The sequence below is a fragment of the uncultured Flavonifractor sp. genome (assembly GCF_944385615.1).
Lineage (GTDB): Bacteria > Bacillota > Clostridia > Oscillospirales > Oscillospiraceae > Flavonifractor.
Map to the genome: position 1 here is coordinate 21,463 of NZ_CALWXV010000017.1, position 24,447 is coordinate 45,909.

Sequence of the window (24,447 nt, forward strand, 5' to 3'; positions counted from 1 at the left end):
CCGGCTTATACAAACTCGTAATCCGCGAATTTGTCCTCGCCCTGCTTGTTGTCCTTGGTCTCTCCCACAAAGGTGCCCATTACCTGGCAGTCCGGGCAGAAGCCGAACTCAGGCTCGGAGGCAAACTCCAGCTCATAGCGGTACTTCTTCCCGCACTGCGGGCACTCGTAAAAGAAATAGTAGGTTCCCCAGGTCATGTTACACGTCCTCCTCAGTTTCCAATTATTGTTTCAGCAGCCCCAGCCGCTCCAGCAGCAGAGCGGCCTGCTCCCTGGTCAGGGGAGCGCCGGGGGCAGTGCCGTCAAACAGCCCCGCGTCCTTGGCCTTCTTCCAGGCCTCCTTAGCCCAGTCGCTCACCGTCTGGGCGGAGCGTTCCTTCTCATAGGCGGCAAGGGCGGCGTCAAATTGCGCCTGTGTCATCTCCGGTTCACCCCCCTTCAGCAGCGCCTTTACATCGGCGCGGAGGGTGTCCATGCTTTTGCCATGCTTGGGAAACCAGTGCCCCACATCGCTGTGGTTGGTGGCCAGGCCCAGCTTACAGCCTTCCGCATGGTCAATGATATCCTTCTCCGGGTCCAGGCCGTAGGTTTGGCACAGATAGGCGCACAGCTCCACCGCGTTGCGGTAGACCGTGTCAAAATAGGCCTGGTTTTTCACTGGATCATAACCGATCATGGTGCCGCCGGCATAGGTGTGTCCGGCGGGCTCCAGAATCTCAAAGCCGATGTGGGTGTTGTTGGCGGCGCCGCCGGCGTGCCACCCCCGCCAGTTCCAGGGCAGGGTCTCGGTGACCCCCTCCCGGTGAACGATGGCGTGGACACAGGCGTTGGCCCCCGGTTTGTCCCAGGCTTTGAGAAAGATGTTGACGTCGGGCTGGGCCACCCCGGTGGAGTGGACCATGATCCCTTTGGGCTTGATGGTGCGCCCTGCCTTGTAGCAGTCGCTGTTGGTGAGAATATGCTCTGTGATGCGCATTGGCAACCCCTCCCGGTCATCCTATGCGCATCCCCGTCCAGCGTTCATTCCGGCCGCTCCGCCTCCTCCGCCGCCAGCGCCGCCCGGCGGGCGTCTCTGGCCTGGATGGTCTCGGCCACGCTTCTGGGCGGGCGGGCGTTGATCTTCTCCTGCCAGGCCAGCACCCAGTCCCGCAGCCCCTCCAGTCCCTCTTCCGTCATGGGAAAGGCGGTGGTCTCCTCCACCGTGCTGTCCTGGAGCCGCCAGGGCCCCTCCCACACCTGGGCGGTCAGGGAGGACGGGGTATCCCCCTCCCCCTTTACCGGGTCCACCCGGTAGCGCATCCGCCCGGCGCTAGCGGTCCAGAAATTATCGTTTTCAAAGTGGGACAGCACCGGTAAAAACAGGTCCTGATCCATGGTGTCAACTCCTTGCAGCTGAAAAGCGTGGTATCTTTGTTATGATACCACGCTTGAGACTGTCCAAAAAGACCGAAAGGTCTTTTTGGACAAAGGGCTGCATGACGGATGGGGTTCGATTTCTGACGAAATTGTCACCCCACCCGCCATGAGAAGTGTCATTTCCGAGGCGCATGTCCCCGGAAATGACGGATTTTTATCGGATTCCGCCGCCTGTGGGCGGCGGAACTCTGCGAGGCTTCCTGATAGAGGAGGTCTTTCAACAGCCCGAAACGTAGCATCTTTGTTATGATACCACGCTTTCAGCCACTTTTCAATTCTCGGAATAGCGGGACAAAAACTGACGGGTCCGTTCCTCTCTGGGGCACTCGATGACCTGCCGGGCGGGCCCCTGCTCCACAATGACGCCGCCATCCATAAAGATCACCTGGTCGGCCACATCCCGGGCAAAGGCCATCTCGTGGGTGACGATAATCATGGTGGTCTTCTGCTCGGCCAGCGCGCGGATGACCTTGAGCACCTCGCCGGTGAGCTCCGGGTCCAGAGCGGAGGTAGGCTCGTCAAAGCAGAGGATATCCGGCTTCAGGGCCAGGGCCCGGGCAATGGCCACCCGCTGCTGCTGACCGCCGGAGAGCTGGCAGGGGAAATGACCGGCCCGGTCGCTGAGGCCCATTTTTTGGAGCAGCTCCTGACCCTCGGCCTGGATCTGTTCCAAAATCGTCTTTTTATTCTGCTTGAAGTCGGGCCGCTCCTGGGCCAGCAACCGGGGGGCCAGGGTCACGTTCTCCAGAGCGGTATACTGAGGAAACAGATTGAAGGACTGAAACACCAGCCCAAAGTGGAGCCGCTTTTTCCGCACCTCGGCCTCCCGCTGGGTGGCAGGGTCGGCGGCGTCAAAAAGGGTCTCCCCATTAACCAGGATACGGCCCTGGTTGGGGGTTTCCAAAAAGTTGAGGCACCGCAGCAGGGTGGTCTTGCCCGAACCGGAAGAGCCGATGATGGCCAGAGCCTGTCCCTGCTCCAGGGAAAAGCTGATGTCCTCCAGCACCCGGGTGGCGCCGAAATGTTTTTCAATGTTCTGTACGTCCAAAATCGCCATTTCAGCACCTTCTTTCAGCGGAAATAGGCCAGCTTCTTCTCCACCCAGCCAAAGAGCAGGGTGAGGGCCCCGTTAAAAACCAGATAGTACACACCGGTGAAGAACAGGGGCCACAGCAGGCCGGAATAGCCGTGGGAGCCCTTCAGGAAGGCGTAGCCCGCCCAGATGATCTCCTGCATGGAGATGATGCGGGCAATAGAGGTGTCCTTCACCAGGGTGATGATCTCATTGGACATGGGGGGCACAATGCGCTTGACCATTTGCAGCAGGGTGACGTGGAAAAAGATCTGGCTTTTGGTCATGCCCAATACCTGGCCTGCCTCCTGCTGGCCCACCGGCACGCCCTGAATGCCGCCTCGGTAGATCTCGGAGAAGTAGCAGGCGTAGTTGATGATGAAGGCCACGGCGGAGGCCAGAAACCGCCCTCCCTCGCCGCTGGGCCATGGACTGCCGCCGGGGAGCACATAGCCGGGTATGTAGAAGATGATGATGAGCTGGAGCATCAGCGGCGTGCCCCGGATGATCCACACCACGGTTTTGGTCAGCCAGCGCAGGGGCAAAAAGGAACTCATGGAGCCGAAGGAGACCACCAGCCCCAGGGGGATGGCGCCGATCAGCGTGACCGCGAACAGCTTCAGCGTCTGGAGAAAGCCCTCGTTCAGGGCCCCGATGACCGTGAGAAACATAGGCGGAACCTACCTTTAGTCAAAGTGTTTCAAGGGCGTAAACCGGCCAAAAGCAGAGAACGCAACTGTTCTCTGCTGAGGCTGTCTAAAAAGACCTGTAGGTCTTTTTAGACAAAGGGTTGCATGACGGATGGGGTTCGATTTCTTGCGAAATTGTCACCTCATCCGTCATGAGAAGTGTCCTTTCCGAGGCACATGTCCCCGGAAAGGACGGATTTTGATTTGATTCCGCCGCCTGCGGGCGGCGGAACTCTGCGAGGCTCCCTTACAAGAGAAGCTTTTCAACAAACCGAACAAAAATATAACCGTTCTTCTTTTTAGGGACTGGTTGGAAAGCAGTTTTATCCCTGCGGGATCAGAGCGGCCTGGACGCCGTAGGTCTCGGCCAGCTGGGTCATGGTGCCGTCGGCATAGCTGTCCACAAAGAACTGGTTCAGCTCCTGGGCCAGATCGGAGCCCTTGCGGAAGCCTACGCCGTACTCCTCGCTGTTGAGCTGGATGGTATAGGTGAGATCGGCGTAGCTGGTGCCCGGACCCACCATGGCCCCCGCCATCAGGGAGTCGATGATGGCGGCATCGGCGGTGCCGGAGCTGACCTCCAACACGGCGGTGGCCTGGTCCACAACCTCAGTATAGGTGAAGCCGTTGGCCTCCGCCTGGGCCTGACCGGCGGAGCCGGACTCCACAGCAAAGTTCAAGTCGCTCATACTGGCGACGTCGGGATACTGCTCAGCCAGATCGGCGGGGAGCACCACTACCTGGGCGTTGTTGCAGTAGGCGTTGGTGCACTCCATGGCAGAGGTGACCCCATCGGTCAGGGTCATACCATTCCACACCACGTCGATGGTCTTGCCGTCCAGCTCCATCACCTTATTGTCCCAGTCGATGATCTGGAACTGGACCTCCACCCCCAGGCTCTCGGCAAAGGCCTTAGCCATGTCGGCGTCAAAGCCAACCCATTCTCCGTCGGTGTTCTGATAGTCCATTGGCTCAAACTCGGTGATGCCTACCACCAGGGCGCCCTTTTCCTTCACATAGGCCAGATCGCTCTCGGCGGCAGGGGTATTGGAATTGCCGGCAGGGCCTTCATTGTTGCCTCCCGCAGGGGTGTTGGCGGCGCCGGTGGTACCGCTGCCGCAGGCGGTCAGGGAGACAGTCAGGCCCAGCGCAAGAGCCAGAGCAGTCCATCTGCGTTTCATGTACATTCCTCCAAACCGTATATGTCGTGGTTGCTTTCGTATGTTACCACACTAAAGCATTATTGTAAAGAGGAATTTTCCGATTTTACCCCTCTTCCTCCACGGCCCAGCGATACTCCTGGCCGGTGTTGATATTCCACAGCATCCGCTCCAGATCAAACTCCGGCAGTTCCTCCTCCGCCAGCCAGCGGCAGTCCACCCGATCCAGCAACGCCATAACGGCCCGCCGCCCCTGGTCCAGGCAGCCGGTCAAAGGACCCAGACAGCTCCGGCGGTACAAGGCGAACAGGGGCTCGGCCTTTCCATCCCTCCGCCGGATGACGCAGGCGTCCCCCTCCCCCGCCCGCTCCAGCACTTTGGCCGCCAGGGCGGGCGCGGCAAAGGGCAGATCCACAGCAGCCAGAAAAACCGCCTCCGCCGCCGTGGAGCGGAAGGCCGCTTCCAGCCCTGCCAGAGGCCCCTGTCCCGGCCGCAGGTCGGGCAGCTCCCGCCGCCCCGGGTAGCGCCCCGGCCGGTCCACCGACACATAGACCCTGTCAAACAGCGGGGTGAGGCCCGTTGTGAGCCGCTCCAGAAAGGTCTCTCCCCCCAGCGGCAGCTCTGCCTTGTCCCGGCCCATCCGGCTGCTCCGCCCGCCGGACAAAATAACTGCAATGGTATGACCCATGTCCTTATCTCCCAGCTTTTTTCAAATATTTGTTATTTTATCAGAAAAAATTACCCCGGTCAAAATCTGTATAGAAGTGTTTTTCTCTCCATATCCTCTCCAACAGAGCATTTGAGCATTGGAGGCGTCACAGACGATGAAAAAACTGGCCGCGGCCCTGCTGGCCGCCACCCTACTGGCTCTGCCCGTCCAGGCCGCCGAGGCCGCCCCAGCCGCCGCCGGCGCGCCCACCGTAGACGCGGCGGGGGCCGTGCTGATGGAAAAGGAGACGGGCACCGTGCTGTATGAGCAAAACGCCCACGACAAGCTGGAGCCCGCCAGCGTCACCAAGGTAATGACCCTGCTGCTGGTGATGGAGGCCATCGACAGCGGCAGCCTGTCCAGAGACGATCTGGTCACCGTGTCCGCCTACGCCGCCTCCATGGGCGGCTCCCAGGTCTATTTAAAAGAAGGGGAACAGATGACCGTCAACGACCTTCTGAAGGCGGTGGCGGTGGCCTCGGGCAACGACGCCTCGGTGGCCCTGGCCGAGCACCTGGCAGGCAGTGAAGAGGCCTTTGTGGCCAAAATGAACGAGCGGGCCGCCCAGCTGGGCATGGCGGATACCTGTTTTGTCAACTGCACCGGCCTGCCGGCGGCGGGCCATCTCACCTCTGCCTACGATATCGCCCTGATGAGCCGGGAACTGATTCTCAACCACCCCTCTATCCGGGACTATACCACCATCTGGATGGATTCCCTTCGGGGCGGTCAGTTCCAGCTGGCCAACACCAATAAGCTCATCCGGTTCTATGAGGGGGCTACCGGACTGAAGACCGGCTCCACCGATGCGGCGGGCTATTGTCTGTCCGCCACAGCGGAGCGGGACGGCATGGAGCTGATCGCCGTAATCCTCAAGTCCCCCACCAAGGATACCCGCACGGCCGCCGCTCAGACCCTGCTCAACTACGGCTTTGCCAATTACACGCTGATGGACGTATATCCCGCCCAGGCCCTGCCGCCGGTGGACGTGCTGCTGGGTGAAACGGAGACGGTACAGCCTGCGCTGGCCCAGCCCAGCCGTATTCTGGTCAACCGCTCCCTGGTCAATCAGGTAACCACCCAGCTGGAGCTGTGCGAGAATGTGGAGGCCCCGGTGGAGGCCGGTCAGACGTTGGGTAAAATGACGGTCACCGCCGGGGAGGAAACCTTGGCCTCCATCCCAATTGTGGCCGATCAGGCCGTTGCCCGGCTCAGTACCCCCGGTATTTTCCTGCGCCTGATACGCACATTGCTGATGGCCGGCTGATCTCCAGCCCCTATAAGGCCTGCCGCGGAATAGCTGCGGCAGGCCTTGCGCGTTCTTTACAAAAGATATTGCATATATTTCTGGAAATTTTACATCTCGATTGGTAAACCGTGTCTTGACTATCTCGTTATATCGTTGTATACTTTACACAAATAAAATCTGATTATTTTGGATTTTATTTATTACCAATGACAAGAACCCCCAGTTTACGCCATTCCAGTTTTTCTGGGGAGGTTGCCGACAAGGAGAGGATACCTATGGCTTCCACCAAACCGAATACAATCCTCCAGGACTTTTCGCAGGGACACGCGATCCGGGCACAGGACTTTATGGGCGCTCACCCCGCGGTCCGCGACGGGCAGGATGGCTGGGTATTCCGGGTCTGGGCCCCCCATGCCCGATCCGTAGCTGTTATGGGCGATTTCAACGGCTGGAACGACTCCGATCACCCTATGGAACTGCTCAGCGACGGCGTCTGGGAGACCTTTATCCCCGGACTGCAACAGTACGACAGCTATAAGTATGCCGTCCATACCGCCTCCGGTCGGGTTCTGGCCAAGTCCGACCCCTATGCTTTCCACGCGGAGACCCGCCCCGGCACCGCCTCCAAGCTCTACGATCTGTCCGGTTACGGCTGGGGAGACGACAGCTGGATGGAGTACCGGAAAAAGAATCCCATTTACCAGAAGCCACTGAATATTTATGAAGTCCATCTGGGCTCCTGGCGGCGCACCGCCGACGATCAGATGCTCTCCTACCGGGATATCGGGACCTACCTGATCCCCTATGTGAAAGAGATGGGCTTTACCCATGTGGAGCTGCTTCCCATCACGGAGCACCCCCTGGACGCCTCCTGGGGCTATCAGTGTACCGGCTACTTTGCCGCCACCAGCCGCTTCGGCACGCCCCACGACTTCATGTGGCTGGTGGACCAGCTCCACCAGGCCGGTATCGGCGTGATTCTGGACTGGGTGCCCGCCCACTTCCCCAAGGACGCCTTCGGTCTGTACGAATTTGACGGGGAGCCCTGCTACGAGTATGCCGACACCCGCAAGGGAGAGCATGCCGACTGGGGCACCCGGGTATTCGACTACGCCCGCCACGAGGTCCGCTCCTTCCTGTTCTCCTCCGCCCTCTTCTGGCTGGAACAATTCCACATCGACGGCCTGCGGGTGGACGCGGTGGCCTCTATGCTCTATCTGGACTACGGCCGCCAGGGCGGCGAGTGGGTGCCTAACATGTTTGGCGGCCATGAGAATCTGGAGGCGGTGGACTTCCTTCAGGAGCTCAACGGCCATATCTTCCAGGAGCATCCCGACACCATGATGATCGCCGAGGAATCCACCGCCTGGCCCCGGGTCTCTCATCCGGTGGGCGTGGGCGGTCTGGAGGGCGGCCTTGGCTTCAACCTGAAGTGGAACATGGGCTGGATGAACGACATCCTCCACTACATCAAGCTGGACCCCTACTTCCGTCAGTTCAACCACAAGGATATTACCTTCTCCCTGATGTACGCCTTTTCGGAGAACTTTGTGCTCCCCCTGTCCCACGACGAGGTGGTACATATGAAGGGCTCCCTCATCAACAAGATGCCGGGCAGCAACGAGGAGAAGTTTGCCGGTGTGCGTGCCTTTTACACCTACATGCTCACCCACCCCGGCAAAAAGCTGTTGATGATGGGCAGCGAGTTCGGCCAGTGGAACGAGTGGCACTATGAGCACTCTCTGGACTGGCACCTGCTGGACCCCGATCAGGAGTGGTCCAAACCCCACCGCCAGCTGCAGCAGTTCTTCAAGCAGGCCAACGCCCTCTATCTGGCCCACCCCGAACTGTGGGAGCTGGACTTCTCCTGGGAGGGCTTTGAGTGGATCGAGGCCGACGACAATCAGGCTAACACCGTGGCTTTCCTCCGCAAGGACGCCAAGGGGGAGGCTCTGGTCATTGTGTGCAATTTCTCCCCGGTGGACCGCACCGGCTATACCGTCGGGGTACCCATTCCCGGCGTATATACCTGTATTTTCAACTCCGACGAGCTGGACTTCGGCGGTAAGGGGGGCGGCGATCATGAGCCGGTCCGCAGCCGCTATGTGGAGAGCCAGGGCCGGGAGCAGTCCATCACCATCTCCCTGCCGCCCATGAGCGCGGTGATCTACAAGTGTACCCGCAAGTTCCCCGTCCGCAAAAAGAAAGCGGACAAGGAGGCCGCCCCTGCCGCAGGGAAAAAGGCTGCCGCTCCTGCTGTGAAGGCCCCCGCCGCCAAGCCTGCGGTGCGCAAGAAGGCCGCCGCTCCCGCCGTCAAGGCCGAGACCCCCAAGCCCGCCGTACGCAAAAAGGCCCCGGCCCCTGCCGTCAAGGCGGAGGCCCCCAAGCCTGCGGTGCGGAAAAAGAAGGAAAAGTGACCCCTCTCCGGACGGACCGGAGTTTATCTTGCCAAGTCCCAGTTCAAACTCTGAGGTGATAGAATGAAAAAGGAATGTGTCGCCATGTTGCTGGCCGGCGGGCAGGGCAGTCGCCTGCACGCCCTCACCAGCCACGTGGCCAAGCCAGCAGTCCCCTTCGGCGGTAAGTACCGCATCATCGACTTTCCCCTGTCCAACTGCATCAACTCCGGCATTGATACCGTAGGCGTGCTCACTCAGTACCGCCCCATGGAACTCAATGCCTATATCGGCAACGGTGAGCCCTGGGATCTGGACCGCTCCTACGGCGGCGTCCACATCCTGCCCCCCTACATGCGGGAGGGTGAGAAGGGTACCTGGTACAAGGGTACCGCCAACGCCATCTATCAGAACATCAACTTCCTGGATACCTATGATCCGGATTACGTGCTCATCCTGTCGGGCGATCACGTTTATAAGATGGACTATGCCGATCTGCTCCGCCGCCACAAGGAGGCAAAAGCCGCCTGCACCATCTCCGTGCTGGAGGTTCCCATGGAGGAGGCCTCCCGCTTCGGTATCATGAACGTGGATGAGAACGACGACATCTACGAGTTTGAGGAGAAGCCCAAAAAGCCCAAGAGCAACCTGGCCTCCATGGGCATCTATATCTTCACCTGGAAGAAACTGCGGGAGTATCTGATCGCCGACGAGGAGGACGAGAAGAGCTCCAATGACTTCGGCAAGAATATCATCCCCGCCATGCTGAATGCCGGCGAGAAGATGACCGCCTACCGCTTCAAGGGCTACTGGAAGGACGTGGGCACCATCGACTCTCTGTGGGACGCCAATATGGATATGCTCTCCCCCGACAACGGCATCGACCTGTACGATTCGGAGTGGCCCATTTTTGCCCGCACCCCCACCAAGCCCCCTCACTTCATGGGCAAGAACGCCAAGGTGGACCACTCCATGGTCACCGGCGGCTGTGAGGTGTACGGCACGGTGGAAAACTCCGTCCTGTTCCACTCTGTCATCGTGGAGGAGGGCGCCGTGGTGCGCTACTCCATCCTGATGCCCGGCACTGTGGTAAAGGCCGGCGCCGTGGTGGAATACTCCATCGTGGCGGAGAACAGCGTCATCGGCCAGCGGGCCCGTGTGGGCGCCTCCCCCGACGGCAGCGACGACTGGGGCGTGGCCGTGGTGGCCCAGAATCTGACAGTGGGCCAGGACGCGGTGGTCTCTCCCAAGGCCATGATTACTCGTAATGTGAAAGGAGGTGGGGTGAAATGATGAACAAACTGCACGGCATCATCTTCTCCTACCTTTCCAACCCGGACCTGCGGGAGCTGACCCAGAACCGCAACACCTGCTCCATTCCCTACGGCGGCCGGTATCGTGTCATCGACTTCATGCTCTCCAATATGGTCAACGCCGGTATCAGCGATGTGGGACTCATCGTCCACGCCAACTACCAGTCCCTGCTGGACCACGTGGGCTCCGGCAAGGATTGGGACCTGTCCCGCAAGCACGGCGGCCTGCGCATCCTGCCTCCCTTCAGCTACTCCGGCAAGCGGGAAGGCCTCTACCGGGGCCGTATGGACGCCCTGGCCGGTATCCGCTCCTACATTCAGAACATCCGGCAGGACTATGTGGTGCTGGCCGGCGGCGATCTGGCGGTCAACCTGCCTCTGAAGGACATCTTTGAGACTCACATCCGCAACGACGCCGATATCACCGCCGTATGCACCGGCCACCCCAAGGGCGACCCCAAGGGCTGCGACTACTTTACCATTGGTGCCGGCGGGCGGATCACCGACGTGTCGATCCATCCCCCCATCGCCCAGGGCTGCGAATCCCTGGAGGTCTATGTGCTCTCCAAGGAGCTGCTGCTCTCTCTGGTGGACCACTGTGCTGCCCACAACATCTATTCCTTCAGCACCGGCGTGCTCCAGAGCATGGTGGGCCAGCTGAAGATCTGCCCCTATGTGTTTGACGGCTACGCCGCCCGGCTGCAGTCGGTGGCGGGCTACTTTGCCCGCAGCATGGAGCTGCTGGACCCCCAGGTGCGGGAGCAGCTCTTCGTCCCCGACCGCCCCGTCCGCACCAAGGACCGCTCCGACCCCTCCACCTACTACGGCCCCGACTCCCGCTCTTTCAACTCTCTGGTGGCCGATGGCTGCATCATTGAGGGCGAAGTGGAGAACTCCATCCTCTTCCGGGGCGTTCGGGTGGAGAAGGGCGCCAAGGTGTCCGGCTGCGTTCTGATGCAGGGCACCACCATCCAGGCCGGCGCTGTGCTGAAGTACGCTATCACCGACAAGAACGTCCGGGTCAACCCCGGCCGGATGCTGATGGGCCACAGCACCTATCCTTTGGCCATTGCCAAAAACGAAATCGTCTGACCGATGTACGGGGAGGCGGCGGCGGCGTGCCGCCGCCTCTCTGCCTGACAAAAGAATCTTATGGTTGGAGGTAATGTATGAATATCCTGTTTGCCACTTCTGAGTGCGCTCCCTTCATCAAGACCGGCGGACTGGCCGACGTGGCTGGCGCCCTGCCCAAGGCCCTGGCCAAGGAGGGCAACGACGTCCGGGTGATCCTGCCTCTCTACGAGGGGATCGGCGAAGAATGGCGCAGCCAAATGACCTTTCTGCAATGTTTTCATGTAACGGTAGCCTGGCGCACCCCCTACTGCGGTATCTTTGAGCTGAAGCGGGACGGCGTTACCTACTGGTTTGTGGACAACGAGTACTATTTCAAGCGCTCCTCCATCTACGGCCACTATGACGACGGCGAGCGCTTTGCTTTCTTCTCCCGGGCCGTGGTGGAGTCCATGGGCCACCTGGACTGGCACCCCGACGTGCTCCACTGCAACGACTGGCAGACCGCTCTGGTGCCCATCTATCTGCTGGAGGAGCGCCACCGTATCCCTCAGCTCTGCGACACCAAGAGCGTGTTTACCATCCACAACATTGAGTATCAGGGCCGCTACGGCAGCCAGACCCTGAAGGACCTCTTCGGCCTGAACGCCGGATACTTCAACGAGCATATGCTGGAGTACCACGGGGACGTAAACCTGATGAAGGGCGCCATTTACGCCGCCGATTATGTCACCACCGTGTCCCCTACTTACGCCGATGAGCTACAGTACAGCTTCTATGCCCACGGGCTGGAGGGCGTCATTGCCGACAACCGCCACAAGCTGCGGGGCATCCTCAACGGCATCGACACCGAGGTGTACGATCCCTGGCAGGACAAGGGGCTCACCAAGCAGTTCTCCATCAAGCAGATGGGCGGCAAGAAAAACTGCAAGGCCGCCCTGCAGCAGATGTCCGGCCTGCGGGACGCTCCCGACACCCCCATTGTAGCCTGCGTGTCCCGGCTGGTGAAGCACAAGGGCTTCGACCTGGTCACCGCCGTCATCCACGACATTATGGGCATGGATGTGCAAATGATCGTGCTGGGCACCGGCGACTGGAACTTTGAGGAGGCCTTCCGGCAGGCGCAGAATCAGTATCCCGGCCGCTTTGCCGCCCATATGACCTACTCCTCCAGTCTGTCCACCGCCATTTACGGCGGAGCCGATATTTTCCTCATGCCCTCCATCGCTGAGCCCTGCGGCCTGAGCCAGATGATCGCCATGCGCTACGGCACTATCCCCGTGGTGCGGGAGACCGGCGGCCTGCGGGATTCTGTCCTCCCTTACAACAAGTTCACCGGCGAGGGCACCGGCTTCTCCTTCGCCAACATCAACGCCCACGAGATGACCGGCGTGCTGGCCGAGGCGGTAGACCTCTATCACAACGACAAGAAGGCCTGGAAGGGCTTGCAGAAAAACGCCATGTCCACCGACTTCTCCTGGACCCGTTCCGCCGCGGCCTACCGGGAGATCTACGGCTGGGTTACTGGAAAGTAAGGCTCTGGATTTCCTTCTCTTGACAAATAGAAGGGTGTTGTGATAAAATTCCGCTCCGCAGAGGATATTTCCCTGCGGAGTGCTTATTTTGTTGCTATCCTAACTGTATAGGAGATGTCTGCATTGCATAATTACACAAAAAAAGAACTGATGACCCTCATTACCGGTAAACTGCGCCGTAATTTTGGCCGCGATGTGGAAGAGGCCACCAGTCTGCATATGTTCAAAGCCTGCGCCATGGTGCTGCGGGATATTATTTCTGAGCGTCAGATGAAGACCGAGGACAAGGTGATCGAGAAGCACCAGCGTCAGGTCCACTATCTGTCCCTGGAATTTCTGATGGGCCGCTCCCTGATGAAGAACGCTTACAATCTGGGCGTGCTGGAGCCCCTGAAGGAGGCCATTGAGGGCCTGGGCTTCTCCGCCCCCGACCTGTTTGAGACCGAGCCCGACGCCGGTCTGGGCAACGGCGGTCTGGGCCGTCTGGCCGCCTGCTATCTGGACTCCATGACCACCCTGGAGATCCCCGCCACCGGCTACTCCATCTGTTATGAGCTGGGTATTTTCAAGCAGAAGATCGTGGACGGCCAGCAGGTGGAGCTGCCCGACAACTGGCTGGGCCTGGGCGACGCCTGGCTCATCCCCAAGATGGATGAGACCGAGGAGGTCCGCTTCGGCGGCAAGGTGGAGGACGATTGGGATGAGTTGGGCCACCACCGCATCAAGCACACCGGCTACGACGTGGTACTGGCTGTGCCCAAGGACATGGAGATCTCCGGCTATCACACCGATCACGCCAATCTGCTCCGCCTGTGGGACGCCAAGAGCCCCACGCCGGTGGATATGCACCTGTTCTCCTCCGGCCAGTACCTGAAGGCGGTGGAGCAGCGGGCCATGGCCGAGTCCATCTCCAAGGTGCTCTATCCTGAGGACAATCACTACGAGGGCAAGTCCCTGCGTTTGAAGCAGCAGTATTTCTTTGTGTCCGCCACCATCCAGTCCATTGTGCGCAAGCACCGGGCGGAGTACGGCACCCTGCGCAACTTCCACCAGAAGCACGTCATTCAGATCAACGACACCCACCCCACCCTGGCCATCCCCGAGCTGATGCGCATCCTGCTGGACGAGGAGGGCTACGGCTGGGACGAGGCCTGGTATATCACCACCCACACCATCGCCTACACCAACCACACCGTGCTGGCCGAGGCTCTGGAGCGCTGGCCCCAGCAGCTCATTGAGTCCCTGCTGCCCCGCATCTGGCAGATCCTGATCGAGATCTCCAACCGGTATCAGAAGGTGCTCACCGACTATTTCCACGGCGACCTGTCCAAGGTGGCTCCCATGGCCATCATCTGGGGCGGCGAGGTGCGCATGGCCAATCTGTGCGTGTGCGCCTGCTTCAAGATCAACGGCGTATCCGCCCTTCACTCCGACATTCTGAAGAAGGACGTCTTCCACGACGCCTATCTGCGCACCCCCGACAAGTTCACCAACGTGACCAACGGCATCGACCACCGCCGCTGGCTCAGCGAGTGCAACCCCCGTCTGGATGAGCTGATCCGGGACTGCTGCAAGAGCGACAAGTATCTGCTCCAGCCCGACACGCTGAAGGAGCTGGAGAAGTTCAAGAACGACGCCGGTGTGCTCTCCCGCCTGGGCGAGATCAAGACCGCCAACAAGAAGGCCTTTGCCACCTGGGTTGCCCGGGAGCACGGCATCTTCCTCAACACCGACGCCATGTTTGACGTACAGGTGAAGCGGCTCCATGAGTACAAGCGTCAGCTGCTCAATGTGCTGCACATCATCTACCTGTACCAGCACATGAAGAACGACTCCCACTTTGACTTTACCCCCCGCACTTACCTGTTCGGCGCCAAGGCGGCCCCCGGCTACGCTGTGGCCAAGCGGATCATCCGCCTCATCAACTCGGTGGCCCAGATGATTGAGAAGGACCCCGTGTGTAAGGACCGGCTTCAGGTGGTGTTCCTGGAGAACTACCGGGTGAGCCTGGCCGAAAAGCTGATGCCCGCCTCCGAGCTCTCCGAGCAGATCTCCACCGCCGGCAAGGAGGCCAGCGGCACCGGCAACATGAAGTTCATGATGAACGGCGCCGTTACCATCGGCACGCTGGACGGCGCCAACGTGGAGATGCACGAGGTGCTGGGCGACGACAACATCTTCCTCTTCGGCCTGAAGGCCCACGAGGTGGCCGAGCTGAAGCACAACGGCTACAAGTCCTATGAGTACTATATCCACAACTCTGACCTGCGCTCTGTGGTGGAGCAGCTCAACCTGGGCTTTGGCGACGGCATCAACTACGACGATCTGGCCCGCCGGCTCCTGTTCGGTGACGGCGGCCCCGCCGACGAGTATCTGCTGCTGGCCGACTTCGAGAGCTATCGGGACGCCCACGTCCGGGCCGGTCAGGCCTATCAGGACCCCAAGCGGTGGAACCAGATGTCTCTCATGAACATCGCCCGTTCCGGCATCTTTGCCGCCGACCGCTCCATTCAGGACTACGCCAAGGACATTTGGAATGTCCCTGTCCGGACCATGAAGTAAGATCAAAGCTTTCCGGCCGTCCCGCCATGTTTTGGCAGGACGGCCATTTTATTTTTTCTGCCGCCGCTTTATAAAGGATTTCGACAGAAAATCGTCAGAAAGATGTAACCGGGCTGTTACCCATCTTTCCTTTCCCACTGGTATACTAGGGAAAAAAGAGGGATGCACCATGACCGAAGCATACGCCCGCAAATTAAAGCGCTGGAACCTGATCGCCCTGACCGGAACGCTGCTCTTTCTCGTTTTGCTCACGGCGGGGGCTTTCTGGCTGTGGTGCCGTGTATTTGGCCCGCCGGAAGCCTTACGGGAGAATAATCCCCTGCTCACCCCCCAGGCGGCGGCGGAGCAGCTGGACCTGGGCGCCACCGCGCTCTGGGATACCGCCTCTTACACCATTACGGAGGATTCCGGCCTGGACACCCTGCTCCACACCGACCAGTGGACCGCCACCTCTCCCTTTCAGGACGATGAGGCGAATCTGGTGCTCCGCTTCGGGGAGCTCTATCAGCTGTCTCTCTGGTCGGATGGCCGGGCAGACTTTTACTTTGGCTATTCCGGCCGCACCATGAAATCCCACGCCTACTATGCCATTCCCAATGATGTTGTGGGGGAATTGACCTCCTCGCTCTCCTCATACTCTGTCTAAAAAACGAAAAAACGCAGGCCGCGCAATTTCTTGCGCGGCCTGCGTCCTTATGTTTAATTTTTCTTACTCAGCCTTCTTGAACATATCCTTGTCCACACCGCACAGGGGGCAGGACCAGGTGGCGGGCACCAGCTCCCAGGGGGTGCCGGGGGCCACGCCGTGGGCGGGATCGCCCTCGGCGGGATCATAGATGTAGCCGCAGAGGGAACAAACCCACTTGCCGCCGTCAGTCTGAGCGGCGGGGGCATCCACCGGTACGGTGCACAGGGCAGCCACGCTCCGGGCGTAATCGGCCATGGCGTCCAGATCGGCCTGGGTGGGGGTGAAGAACACCCGGAAGGGCGCCTCGGGAGCGGCATAGCGCAGACCCTTCAGGAAGGTATGGAGCATGGGGGCGGCCTCGCCGCTCCAGCCGTAGGCGCCGAAGGCGCCAGCGGCCTTGCCCTTCAGGTTGATGGGGTCGATGGAGGTGAGCACATCCCACACCGCCTTGGGCGCGGCCCGGTTGATGGTGGGGGAACCAACCAGCAGCACGTCGGCCTCATGGGCCAGCTTGACACAGGACTCGTAGGGCTCCACGGTAACGTCGGCCACAGTGACGGCATAGCCTTCCCCTTCCAGGGCCTTGGCGGCGGCCTCAGCCAGGGTACGGGTGCAGCCATAGGCGGAGGCGTACACGATGAACGCGGTACGCTGGGTCTTGGGGGCAGGCGTGCTCCAGGTCCGGTAGAGCTCCTTGGCCTTTCCAATGGTCTCGGTCAGGCAGGGGCCGTGGCTGGGACACACCAGCTCCACATCGGCGGGCATCTTGTCCAGGCCGGCCAGCACACTGGGCTTGAAGGGCCCGAAGATTCCGGCGTAGTAGTAGGCAAACTCGCCCTCGTAGGCCTCCTTGGCATGGATGTTCTTGTCCAGCATGGTGGGCTCACAGAAGTGAGCGCCCAGGAAATCACAGGTAAAGAGGGTTTTGCCCTTGCTGTCCCAGGTGAACATGGAGTCGGCCCAGTGGAGCATGGGGGCAGGGATGAACTCCAGTACCCGGTCCCCCAGGTCCAGCGTGTCTCCGGCGGCCACGGTGCGGCAGTTCAGATCCAGATTGGTGATATCCTGCAGGTGCTTCTTGCCCGCCTTGGTGGCAATGACCTCCAGCTTGGGGCAGATCTCCAGCAGCTTGGCCACGCTGCCGGAGTGGTCGGGCTCGTTATGGTTCATAATCAGGTAGTCCACATCCTCCAGGGGGATGATCTGGCGGATGTTTTCCACATATTCATCAAAATAGTCGGTGTGCACCGTCTCAATGAGAACGTTCTTCTCACCGGTCAGCAGGTAGGCATTGTAGGAGGTGCCGTACTTGGACTCCATCACGATATCAAAGACCCGCAGGGTGGGGTTGAGCACACCCACAGACCAGAGATTCTCACGCAGCTTGATCGCGCTCATGTCGGTTTCTTCCTTTCCATTTTTGAAAAAATATTTCCTAGCAGGTCACAGTATATTATCCTATTTCTCCCTTGTCAAGCGGTATGGGATAAACTGTCACGTCTGTTTTCTGCCCTTCTGCCCGCCTTGACTTTCCCTCTGTGTAAGGCTACAATGAAGAATTGCGAAACCGTAATTTTTTTGTCTGAGGTGACTGACTCCATGTCCATTTATCTCGATCACGCCGCCACGACCCCAGTTTGCCCCCAGGCGGCCCAAGCGGCCTATGAGGCCATGACGGAGGGATACGGCAATCCCTCCTCCGGCTACGCCATCGGCCAGGCCGCCGCTGCCAAAGTCAAGGAGTACCGTGCCGTGGTGGCAGACAGGCTGGGCTGTCTGCCGGAGGAGCTCACCTTTACCTCCTGCGGCACCGAGGGGGACAACTGGGCCATCCGTGGCGCTGTGGAATACGGCAAGCGGACGGGAAAGCACATCATTACCACTGCCATCGAACACTCCGCCGTGCTGGAGCCCATCCGTGCCCTGGCCGCCCAGAGCTACGAGGTCACCTATCTCAAGCCGGACAAGTCCGGCCATGTATCAGCGGAGGAGCTGGCCCGCACGCTACGGCCCGACACAGTGCTGGTATCCATGATGCTGGTCAATAATGAGCTGGGCACCCTCCAGCCGGTGGCGGAGGCCGCCCGGGCCATTCAGTCCGCCCGCTGCCCCGCCCTGCTCCATTGCGATGCGGTACAAGCCTTTTTGAAGGTCCCCTTCACCCCCAAGGAGCTGGGGGTGGACCTGCTCACCATCAGCGGCCACAAAATCCGGGCCCCCAAGGGCATCGGAGCCCAATACATCCGCAAGGGGCTGGATCTGAAGCCCCTGCTGCTGGGGGGCGGGCAGGAAAGCGGACTGCGCTCCGGCACCGAGCCCACCGCCCAGCTGGCCGCCCTGGCCGCCGCCTGTGAGGCCTGGGACCGGGAGGCCCCCGCTCGTATCGCGGCGGTAAAGGCCCACGCCCTGGAGGTCCTCTCCGCTGTCCCCGGCCTGGAGGTGGTCAGTCCCGGGGACGCCCCCCACATCTGCGCCATCTCTCTGCCCGGCTATCCCAGTGAGATGCTGGTGCGGGACCTGTCCGACCGGGGCATCTATGTGTCCTCCGGCTCGGCCTGCCACAAGGGCAAGCCCAGCCATGTCTTTGCCGCCCTTGGGCTGCCCAAGCGTACCCTGATGGGGGTGCTGCGGATCTCCTTCGGCCCGGACAGCACCCGGTTGGATGCCGACGCCCTGGCCAGTGCTCTGACCGAGATCACCCAAACCCGCATTGCAATGAGGTGAGGCTTTGTTTTCCTATCTGAACCGGGGCCGGGCCTTTTATCGAGACGTGGTCCTGCTGGCCCTGCCTATCCTGCTGCAAAATCTGTGTACCACCCTGCTGGGCCTGGTGGATACCTTTATGGTGGGCAGTCTGGGGGAGGCCCCTCTGGCCGCTGTGGCCCAGGCCAACCTGCCGGTGTTCGTTATCCAGCTGGTGATCTTTGGGCTGCAAAGCGGCTCCTCTGTGCTGATCAGCCAGTTTTGGGGCAAGGGAGATACCGACACCATCAACCGGGTCATCGGTCTGGGCTGTTATGTAGCGGGGGCCATTGCCGCCCTCTTCGCGGCGGTCATGTGCTTCTTCCCCACCCAGCTTATGGGACTGCTCACCGACAACACCGACCTGATCCCCCTGGCCGCCAGTTATGCCCGTATCGTAGGGCCCTCTTACCTCTTTAACAGCATCACCGGAGTCTATGTGGGGGCTCACCGGTCCATGGAAAACCCCAAGCTGGGCATGATCGTCTTTGCCATCTCCATGAGCACCAACACCTTTCTCAACTGGGTGTTTATTTTCGGCAATCTGGGGGCTCCCGCTTTGGGGGTGGAGGGGGCCGCCATCGCCACCCTGCTCTCCCGTGTGCTGGAATTTATTATCACCATGACCTATGCCTGCACCAACCGCCGGTTCCGCCTGAAGCCCGCCGTTTTGTTCCGGCCCGGCCGCCCCCTGCTGGCCAAGTTCTTCCGCTACTCCGGCCCGGTGGTCCTCAACGAGACGTTGTGGGGGCTGGGCACCTCCATGCACAAGGTGGTTATGGGTCATATGGAACATTCCACGGAAATTTTGGCCGCCCGGGCCCTGACTGGCAACATTGAGGATCTGTGTACCGTGGCCATCTTCGCTGTGGGCGGCACCACCGCCATCATCATCGGCCGGGAGATCGGCGCAGGACGGCGGGAACACATCTATGAGGTGGGGGCCACCCTCAATACCCTGGCCATGGCCTGCGGCCTGGTCATTGGAGCTCTGCTGGTGATTTGTACCCACACGTTCTTCCCCCTGTGGGTCTATCCCTTCTTCCACCTGTCTCCCATGGCCGGCGAAATCGCCACCATGATGCTCACCATGATCGGGGTGTGCCTCCCCCTGCGGGCGTTCAACTCGGTGAATACCGTGGGGGTGCTCCGGGGCGGCGGCGACGTGCGGGCCGCTTCCCTCATCGACGTGTGCCCCCTGTGGCTGGTGGCCCTGCCCCTGTCCGCCCTGTTCGGGCTGGTGCTGAAGTGGGGCATCTTCTGGGTCTATATCGGCGTTATCATGGAGCAGATCACTAAGTTCCTCATTGGCGTGCCCCGGTTCCGCTCCCGGGCCTGGATCAACGACGTGACCCAATATGGAAAGGAGGAGGTCAGCTCATGAAAATCATTGTTTTAATGGAAAACTCCGCCCAGGAAGGGCTGATTTGTGAACACGGCCTGTCTTTCTACCTGGAATACCGGGGCGGGCGCTATCTGCTGGATGCGGGGGAGTGCGGCGCGGTGCTGTACAATGCCAGCAAACTGGGGGTGGACCTGTCCCAGGTGGACAAGGCCGTCCTGTCCCACGGTCACTACGACCACGCCGACGGCTTCAGCGCCTTCTTCCGGGTCAATTCCGCCGCGCCGGTCTATGCCCGGCCCAGGATCACCGACCCGGAGATCTGGGCGGAAAAGGAATATATCGGCATCAACATGGGTATGTTCTGCCGGCATGAGAAGCGGTTCGACCTGGCGGAGGGTCCCCGGGATCTGGCGGACGGCCTCCACCTGATCCCCGACCGGGTAAAGCACGAGCAATCCCTGGTAGCCGAAACGGCGGAGGGTCTGGTGGTTTTCAATTCCTGCTGTCACGCCGGGGTGGTGGACATTCTCGCTCAGTTAAAGGAGAGGTTCTCCGGCCAGCCCATCCGGGCGGTGCTGGGAGGCTTCCACCTGATGGGAAAGGGTGGCACCTCCACCCTGGGCCCTGCCCCCGAGAAGGTGCGGGCCATGGCCGCCGCGCTGCGGGATGACCTGAAGGTGAAGGATATCTATACCGGCCACTGCACCGGCGCTCCCGCCTACGCTTTATTACAGGAGGAACTGGGGGACCGGCTCCACCACCTCACCGCCGGAGCGGTCTATGAATTTGCCGATTAAGAAAAGGACGCGCTTTGCAGCGCGTCCTTTTCTTATAATTCCAGTTCCATTCTGACGTCGGAAAGTTGAAACCATTTGTCAGAATACGCCACGTATTCAAACCCCAGCTTCTCATAGATCCGCAGAGCTGCCTTCAGCTTGTGGTTCGAGGTGACAACCATGGTCTTTTGCCCTGCCGCCCGGGCGGCCTGGATCACCGCCTCCATCAGAGCGGTGCCAATGCCGTTCTGCCGGTACTCCGCCTTCACGCCAAATTTCAGAGCCTCGCACACCCCGTCCCCCTGGAGCTCCAGCATCACCATGCCCACGATCTCCTGGCCCCGGCGGGCCAGCAGCACCCGGCCGCCTCCGGCCAGAAACCGGTTGGGATCGGCCAGCATCTCCAGATCCACCGGCTCCAACAGGTCGTACTCCAGCAGCCAGGGCAGGGAGATGTCCTCCAGAGCCTGCTTGTAGCGTTCCTCATAGTCAATGATCTCCACGGGCACCGTACCGTCCACAGAGACACCCCTCTCGTTTGTCATTCGTGTTCTTTCCTGGATAGAATACCATTGAACGGCCCCCACGTCAACCGCCCCAATTCGCAATCTCTCCGCCGCTCTGCTATCTTTTTTTCGTTCACATTTAATTTACAACCCTGCCTATTGACTTTTTCCCCAGACGGTGCTACATTATCTTTAGCACTCAGAGAGTTGGAGTGCTAAATCAGAAGTGAGGTGGCAGCTATGGATTTGACAGAGCGTAAAAAGCGAATCCTGCGCGCCATCATTGAAAGTTATATCCAATCGGCGGAGCCGGTGGGGTCCAAGGCCATTGCCTCCTCCATCGGTATGGAGATCTCCTCCGCCACCATCCGCAATGAGATGGCTGATTTGGAGAGTCTGGGGCTGTTGGAAAAGCCCCACACCTCCGCCGGGCGTATCCCTTCTCCCAAGGGATACCGGTTCTATGTCAATGAGCTGATGGAGGAGCACAAGCTCTCCCTTCAGGAAACCCAGAAGATCAACCAGGCTCTGCGGATGAAGATGCAGGAGCTGGACCGGGTGCTGGACCAGGCCGGCCGGGTGGTATCCCAGCTGACCAACTATCCCGCCTTCGCCCTGTCCTCTGGTATGGGCCGGGTGACCATTCGCCGGTTTGATCTTTTGATGGTAGAGCACAATGCCTTTATTATTGTGGTCATGACCGATACCAACGTGGTGCGCAACCGGCTGATCCGGCTGCCCTCCGATCTGACGGAGGCCCAGCTGCAAATGCTCAACACCCTGCTCAACACCACCTTTACCGGCCTGCCTCTGGATGAAATTACACCGGAGCTGATGCGGGTGGCCCAGCACGCTGCCGGAGAGGCCTACGGCCTCATCTCCCTGGTGGTCTCCTTTGCCATGGAGGTACTGGAGAGCCTGGAGCAGCGCACCGTTCACACCTCGGGCATCGCCCATCTGCTGGAGCTGCCTGAGTACCGCTCCTTGGAGCGGGCCCAGCCCCTGCTGAGCTACCTCTCCGAGGACGCCGACCCCGCTCGTTTCCCCATCCCCAAGGACGCCGCCATGAAAATTCTCATCGGCCCGGAAAATGTGGCCGACGCGCTGAAGGATACCAGCGTTGTGGTGGCCAGCTACGACATTGGCGACGGCATGCGGGGGGTCATCGGCGTGGTGGGTCCCACCCGTATGGATTATGCCAAAATTACCGCCCGCCTTTCCTATCTGGCCGAGGGTCTGTCTCGGCTGTTCGGGCAGGGCGAGCTGCCGGGCGGCAGCGACGATCATAAATAGGAGATGAATAGGTTCCATGAGTAAGAAAGAAAAACAGCCTGAAGAGGTCATCCCCGAGGAGCAGACCGTAGAGACCGCCGCCCCTGAGACCGGGGAGGAGGCTTCCAACCCGCTTCTGGAGGAGCTGGAGGCTCTGAAGCAGGAACGGGCGGAGCAGGAGGACCGGTTCCTCCGCCTGGCCGCCGAGTATGAAAACTACCGCCGCCGCAGCCAGAAGGAAAAGGAATCTGCTTGGACAGACGCCAAGGCGGAGACCGCTTCCGCCTTCCTGCCGGTATACGATAACCTGGAGCGGGCCCTCAAACAGGAGACCGCCGACGAGGCCTATAAAAAGGGCGTGGAGATGACCATGGCTGGATTGAAAGAAGTCCTCGCCAAGCTGGGCATCGAGGAAATTCCCGCCCTGGGCGAAACCTTTGACCCCAACCTGCACAATGCGGTGATGCATGTGGAGGATGAGGCCGCCGGAGAGAACACCATTGTGGAGGTCTTCCAGGCCGGTTTCCGCACCGGAGACAAGGTCATCCGGTTTGCTATGGTTAAGGTAGCCAACTAAGAAGCGCTGAGCCGCCGAGCAGGGGAGCCTGGACCGGAGCGAGGGCGAGCGAAGGGCCACAAAGCGGCCCGCAGACCAGCCCGAGACGGCGGGAAGGCGACCCGCCCGCGAGGCGTGGGAAGCGTGACAACAGGGCGCGCACCGCGCCCGTTATCCCTATGTTAAAAAACAATTTACGATATATTGGAGGAATTGATTATGTCTAAGATCATCGGTATCGACCTCGGTACAACCAACTCTTGTGTCGCCGTTATGGAAGGCGGCGAGGCTGTCGTCATTGCCAACGCGGAAGGCAACCGCACCACCCCCTCCGTCGTAGCTTTCTCCAAGGACGGCGAGCGCATGGTGGGCCAGGTGGCCAAGCGCCAGGCCATTACCAACCCCGACCGCACCATCATGTCCATCAAGCGTGAGATGGGTTCCAACTACAAGGTGGACATCGACGGCAAGGCCTACACCCCCCAGGAGATCTCCGCCATGATCCTGCAGAAGCTGAAGGCGGACGCCGAGGCCTATCTGGGCTCTCCTGTCACTGAGGCGGTTATCACCGTTCCCGCCTACTTCACCGACGCCCAGCGTCAGGCCACCAAGGACGCCGGCCGCATCGCCGGTCTGGACGTGAAGCGTATCATCAACGAGCCCACCGCCGCGGCTCTGGCCTACGGCGTGGATAAGGAGACCGACCAGAAGATCATGGTGTACGACCTGGGCGGCGGCACCTTCGACGTGTCCGTGCTGGAGGTTGGCGACGGCGTCATCGAGGTGCTGGCCACCGCTGGTAACAACCGCCTGGGCGGCGACGACTTCGATAAAGCCGTTATGGACTGGATGGCCGCTGAGTTCAAGAAGGACTCCGGCATCGACCTGACCGGCGACAAGGTTGCCATGCAGCGCCTGAAGGAGGCCGCCGAGAAGGCCAAGATCGAGCTGTCCGGCGTTACCTCCACCAACATCAATCTGCCCTATATCACCGCCGACGCCACCGGCCCCAAGCATCTGGACCTGACCCTCACCCGGGCCAAGTTCGACCAGCTCACCGCCTCTCTGGTGGATGCCACCGCCGGCCCCGTCCGTCAGGCCATGAGCGACGCCGGCCTGAGCTCCGGCGACATCTCCAAGGTGCTGCTGGTGGGCGGCTCCAGCCGTATCCCCGCCGTGCAGGACATGGTGAAGAAGCTGACCGGTAAGGAAGGCTTCAAGGGCATCAACCCCGACGAGTGCGTGGCCATCGGCGCGGCCCTCCAGGGCGGCGTGCTGGTGGGCGACGTAAAGGGCCTGCTGCTGCTGGACGTGACCCCCCTGTCCCTGGGCATTGAGACCATGGGCGGCGTGATGACCAAGCTCATCGAGCGCAACACCACCATCCCCGC

22 protein-coding genes are annotated in these 24,447 nt (G+C 60.5%); 13 read left to right on the forward strand and 9 right to left on the reverse strand.

What is annotated here, in order from left to right; genetic code table 11:
* Positions 1-5 precede the first annotated feature (5 nt).
* The 7 genes from Q0J75_RS06335 to Q0J75_RS06365 form a co-directional block, all read right to left on the reverse strand.
* Positions 6-197 carry a hypothetical protein gene (locus Q0J75_RS06335; RefSeq protein WP_297198343.1) on the reverse strand — a complete coding sequence of 64 codons (192 nt, stop codon included), beginning with the start codon at positions 195-197 and terminating at the stop codon, positions 6-8.
* 25 nt (positions 198-222) lie between these two features.
* Positions 223-975 (reverse strand): peptidoglycan recognition protein family protein, encoded by a 753-nt coding sequence (locus Q0J75_RS06340; RefSeq protein WP_297198346.1) that lies wholly within the window; start codon positions 973-975, stop codon positions 223-225.
* 44 nt (positions 976-1,019) lie between these two features.
* Entirely contained in the window at positions 1,020-1,373 is a 354-nt protein-coding gene (locus Q0J75_RS06345; protein ID WP_297198349.1) for a hypothetical protein, read from the reverse strand.
* A 313-nt stretch (positions 1,374-1,686) separates the two neighbouring features.
* Positions 1,687-2,472 (reverse strand): amino acid ABC transporter ATP-binding protein, encoded by a 786-nt coding sequence (locus tag Q0J75_RS06350; RefSeq protein WP_297198352.1) that lies wholly within the window; start codon positions 2,470-2,472, stop codon positions 1,687-1,689.
* 14 nt (positions 2,473-2,486) lie between these two features.
* Complete coding sequence (locus tag Q0J75_RS06355) at positions 2,487-3,158, reverse strand: amino acid ABC transporter permease (protein ID WP_297198355.1); 672 nt, start codon at positions 3,156-3,158, stop codon at positions 2,487-2,489.
* A 341-nt stretch (positions 3,159-3,499) separates the two neighbouring features.
* Positions 3,500-4,357, reverse strand: coding sequence for a transporter substrate-binding domain-containing protein (locus Q0J75_RS06360; protein WP_297198358.1), 858 nt, complete (start codon positions 4,355-4,357; stop codon positions 3,500-3,502).
* 85 nt (positions 4,358-4,442) lie between these two features.
* Positions 4,443-5,024, reverse strand: a complete 582-nt coding sequence (locus Q0J75_RS06365; protein ID WP_297198361.1) for a molybdenum cofactor guanylyltransferase — start codon at positions 5,022-5,024, stop codon at positions 4,443-4,445.
* 136 nt (positions 5,025-5,160) lie between these two features.
* Here Q0J75_RS06365 and Q0J75_RS06370 point away from each other — a divergent pair, with 136 nt between their 5' ends.
* The 7 genes from Q0J75_RS06370 to Q0J75_RS06400 all read left to right on the forward strand — a co-directional run bounded on the left by Q0J75_RS06370 (position 5,161) and on the right by Q0J75_RS06400 (position 15,817).
* Positions 5,161-6,312: a D-alanyl-D-alanine carboxypeptidase family protein gene (locus tag Q0J75_RS06370; RefSeq protein WP_297198364.1), complete on the forward strand. Its 1,152-nt coding sequence runs from the start codon at positions 5,161-5,163 to the stop codon at positions 6,310-6,312.
* Between the two features lie 257 nt (positions 6,313-6,569).
* Complete coding sequence (gene glgB / locus Q0J75_RS06375) at positions 6,570-8,711, forward strand: 1,4-alpha-glucan branching protein GlgB (RefSeq protein WP_297198367.1); 2,142 nt, start codon at positions 6,570-6,572, stop codon at positions 8,709-8,711.
* Between the two features lie 63 nt (positions 8,712-8,774).
* Positions 8,775-9,983 carry a glucose-1-phosphate adenylyltransferase gene (locus tag Q0J75_RS06380; protein ID WP_297198370.1) on the forward strand — a complete coding sequence of 403 codons (1,209 nt, stop codon included), beginning with the start codon at positions 8,775-8,777 and terminating at the stop codon, positions 9,981-9,983.
* Positions 9,980-11,095: a glucose-1-phosphate adenylyltransferase subunit GlgD gene (gene glgD, locus Q0J75_RS06385; RefSeq protein ID WP_297198375.1), complete on the forward strand. Its 1,116-nt coding sequence runs from the start codon at positions 9,980-9,982 to the stop codon at positions 11,093-11,095. The genes Q0J75_RS06380 and glgD overlap by 4 nt, the downstream gene beginning before the upstream one ends.
* 77 nt (positions 11,096-11,172) lie before the next feature.
* Complete coding sequence (gene glgA, locus Q0J75_RS06390) at positions 11,173-12,609, forward strand: glycogen synthase GlgA (protein ID WP_297198380.1); 1,437 nt, start codon at positions 11,173-11,175, stop codon at positions 12,607-12,609.
* A gap of 114 nt (positions 12,610-12,723) precedes the next feature.
* Positions 12,724-15,171, forward strand: coding sequence for a glycogen/starch/alpha-glucan phosphorylase (locus Q0J75_RS06395; RefSeq protein ID WP_297198383.1), 2,448 nt, complete (start codon positions 12,724-12,726; stop codon positions 15,169-15,171).
* 169 nt (positions 15,172-15,340) lie between these two features.
* Positions 15,341-15,817, forward strand: a complete 477-nt coding sequence (locus tag Q0J75_RS06400) for a hypothetical protein (protein WP_297198384.1) — start codon at positions 15,341-15,343, stop codon at positions 15,815-15,817.
* 63 nt (positions 15,818-15,880) lie between these two features.
* On the opposite strand, the gene Q0J75_RS06405 is transcribed toward Q0J75_RS06400, so the two are convergent.
* Positions 15,881-17,257 (reverse strand): rubredoxin, encoded by a 1,377-nt coding sequence (locus Q0J75_RS06405; RefSeq protein WP_297198387.1) that lies wholly within the window; start codon positions 17,255-17,257, stop codon positions 15,881-15,883.
* A gap of 201 nt (positions 17,258-17,458) precedes the next feature.
* On the opposite strand from Q0J75_RS06405, the gene Q0J75_RS06410 reads away from it, so the two are divergent.
* The 3 genes from Q0J75_RS06410 to Q0J75_RS06420 are packed head-to-tail and all read left to right on the forward strand — an operon-like array spanning position 17,459 to position 20,743.
* The gene (locus Q0J75_RS06410; protein ID WP_297198391.1) at positions 17,459-18,583 is read left to right on the forward strand and encodes a cysteine desulfurase family protein; all 1,125 of its coding nucleotides are present in this window, start codon (positions 17,459-17,461) and stop codon (positions 18,581-18,583) included.
* Between the two features lie 4 nt (positions 18,584-18,587).
* Positions 18,588-19,985, forward strand: a complete 1,398-nt coding sequence (locus tag Q0J75_RS06415) for an MATE family efflux transporter (RefSeq protein WP_297198394.1) — start codon at positions 18,588-18,590, stop codon at positions 19,983-19,985.
* Positions 19,982-20,743, forward strand: coding sequence for an MBL fold metallo-hydrolase (locus tag Q0J75_RS06420; RefSeq protein ID WP_297198398.1), 762 nt, complete (start codon positions 19,982-19,984; stop codon positions 20,741-20,743). Before Q0J75_RS06415 ends, Q0J75_RS06420 begins: the two co-directional genes overlap by 4 nt.
* Before the next feature lie 32 nt (positions 20,744-20,775).
* On the opposite strand, the gene Q0J75_RS06425 is transcribed toward Q0J75_RS06420, so the two are convergent.
* A complete protein-coding gene (locus Q0J75_RS06425; RefSeq protein ID WP_297198400.1) occupies positions 20,776-21,267 on the reverse strand; it encodes a GNAT family N-acetyltransferase in 492 nt (163 codons plus the stop codon).
* Between the two features lie 201 nt (positions 21,268-21,468).
* Here Q0J75_RS06425 and hrcA point away from each other — a divergent pair, with 201 nt between their 5' ends.
* The 3 genes from hrcA to dnaK all read left to right on the forward strand — a co-directional run.
* A complete protein-coding gene (hrcA, locus tag Q0J75_RS06430) occupies positions 21,469-22,521 on the forward strand; it encodes a heat-inducible transcriptional repressor HrcA (RefSeq protein ID WP_297198402.1) in 1,053 nt (350 codons plus the stop codon).
* 16 nt (positions 22,522-22,537) lie between these two features.
* A complete protein-coding gene (grpE, locus tag Q0J75_RS06435; RefSeq protein WP_297198404.1) occupies positions 22,538-23,077 on the forward strand; it encodes a nucleotide exchange factor GrpE in 540 nt (179 codons plus the stop codon).
* A 198-nt stretch (positions 23,078-23,275) separates the two neighbouring features.
* The coding region (gene dnaK, locus Q0J75_RS06440; protein ID WP_297198406.1) for a molecular chaperone DnaK at positions 23,276-24,447 on the forward strand (1,172 nt) is incomplete at its 3' end.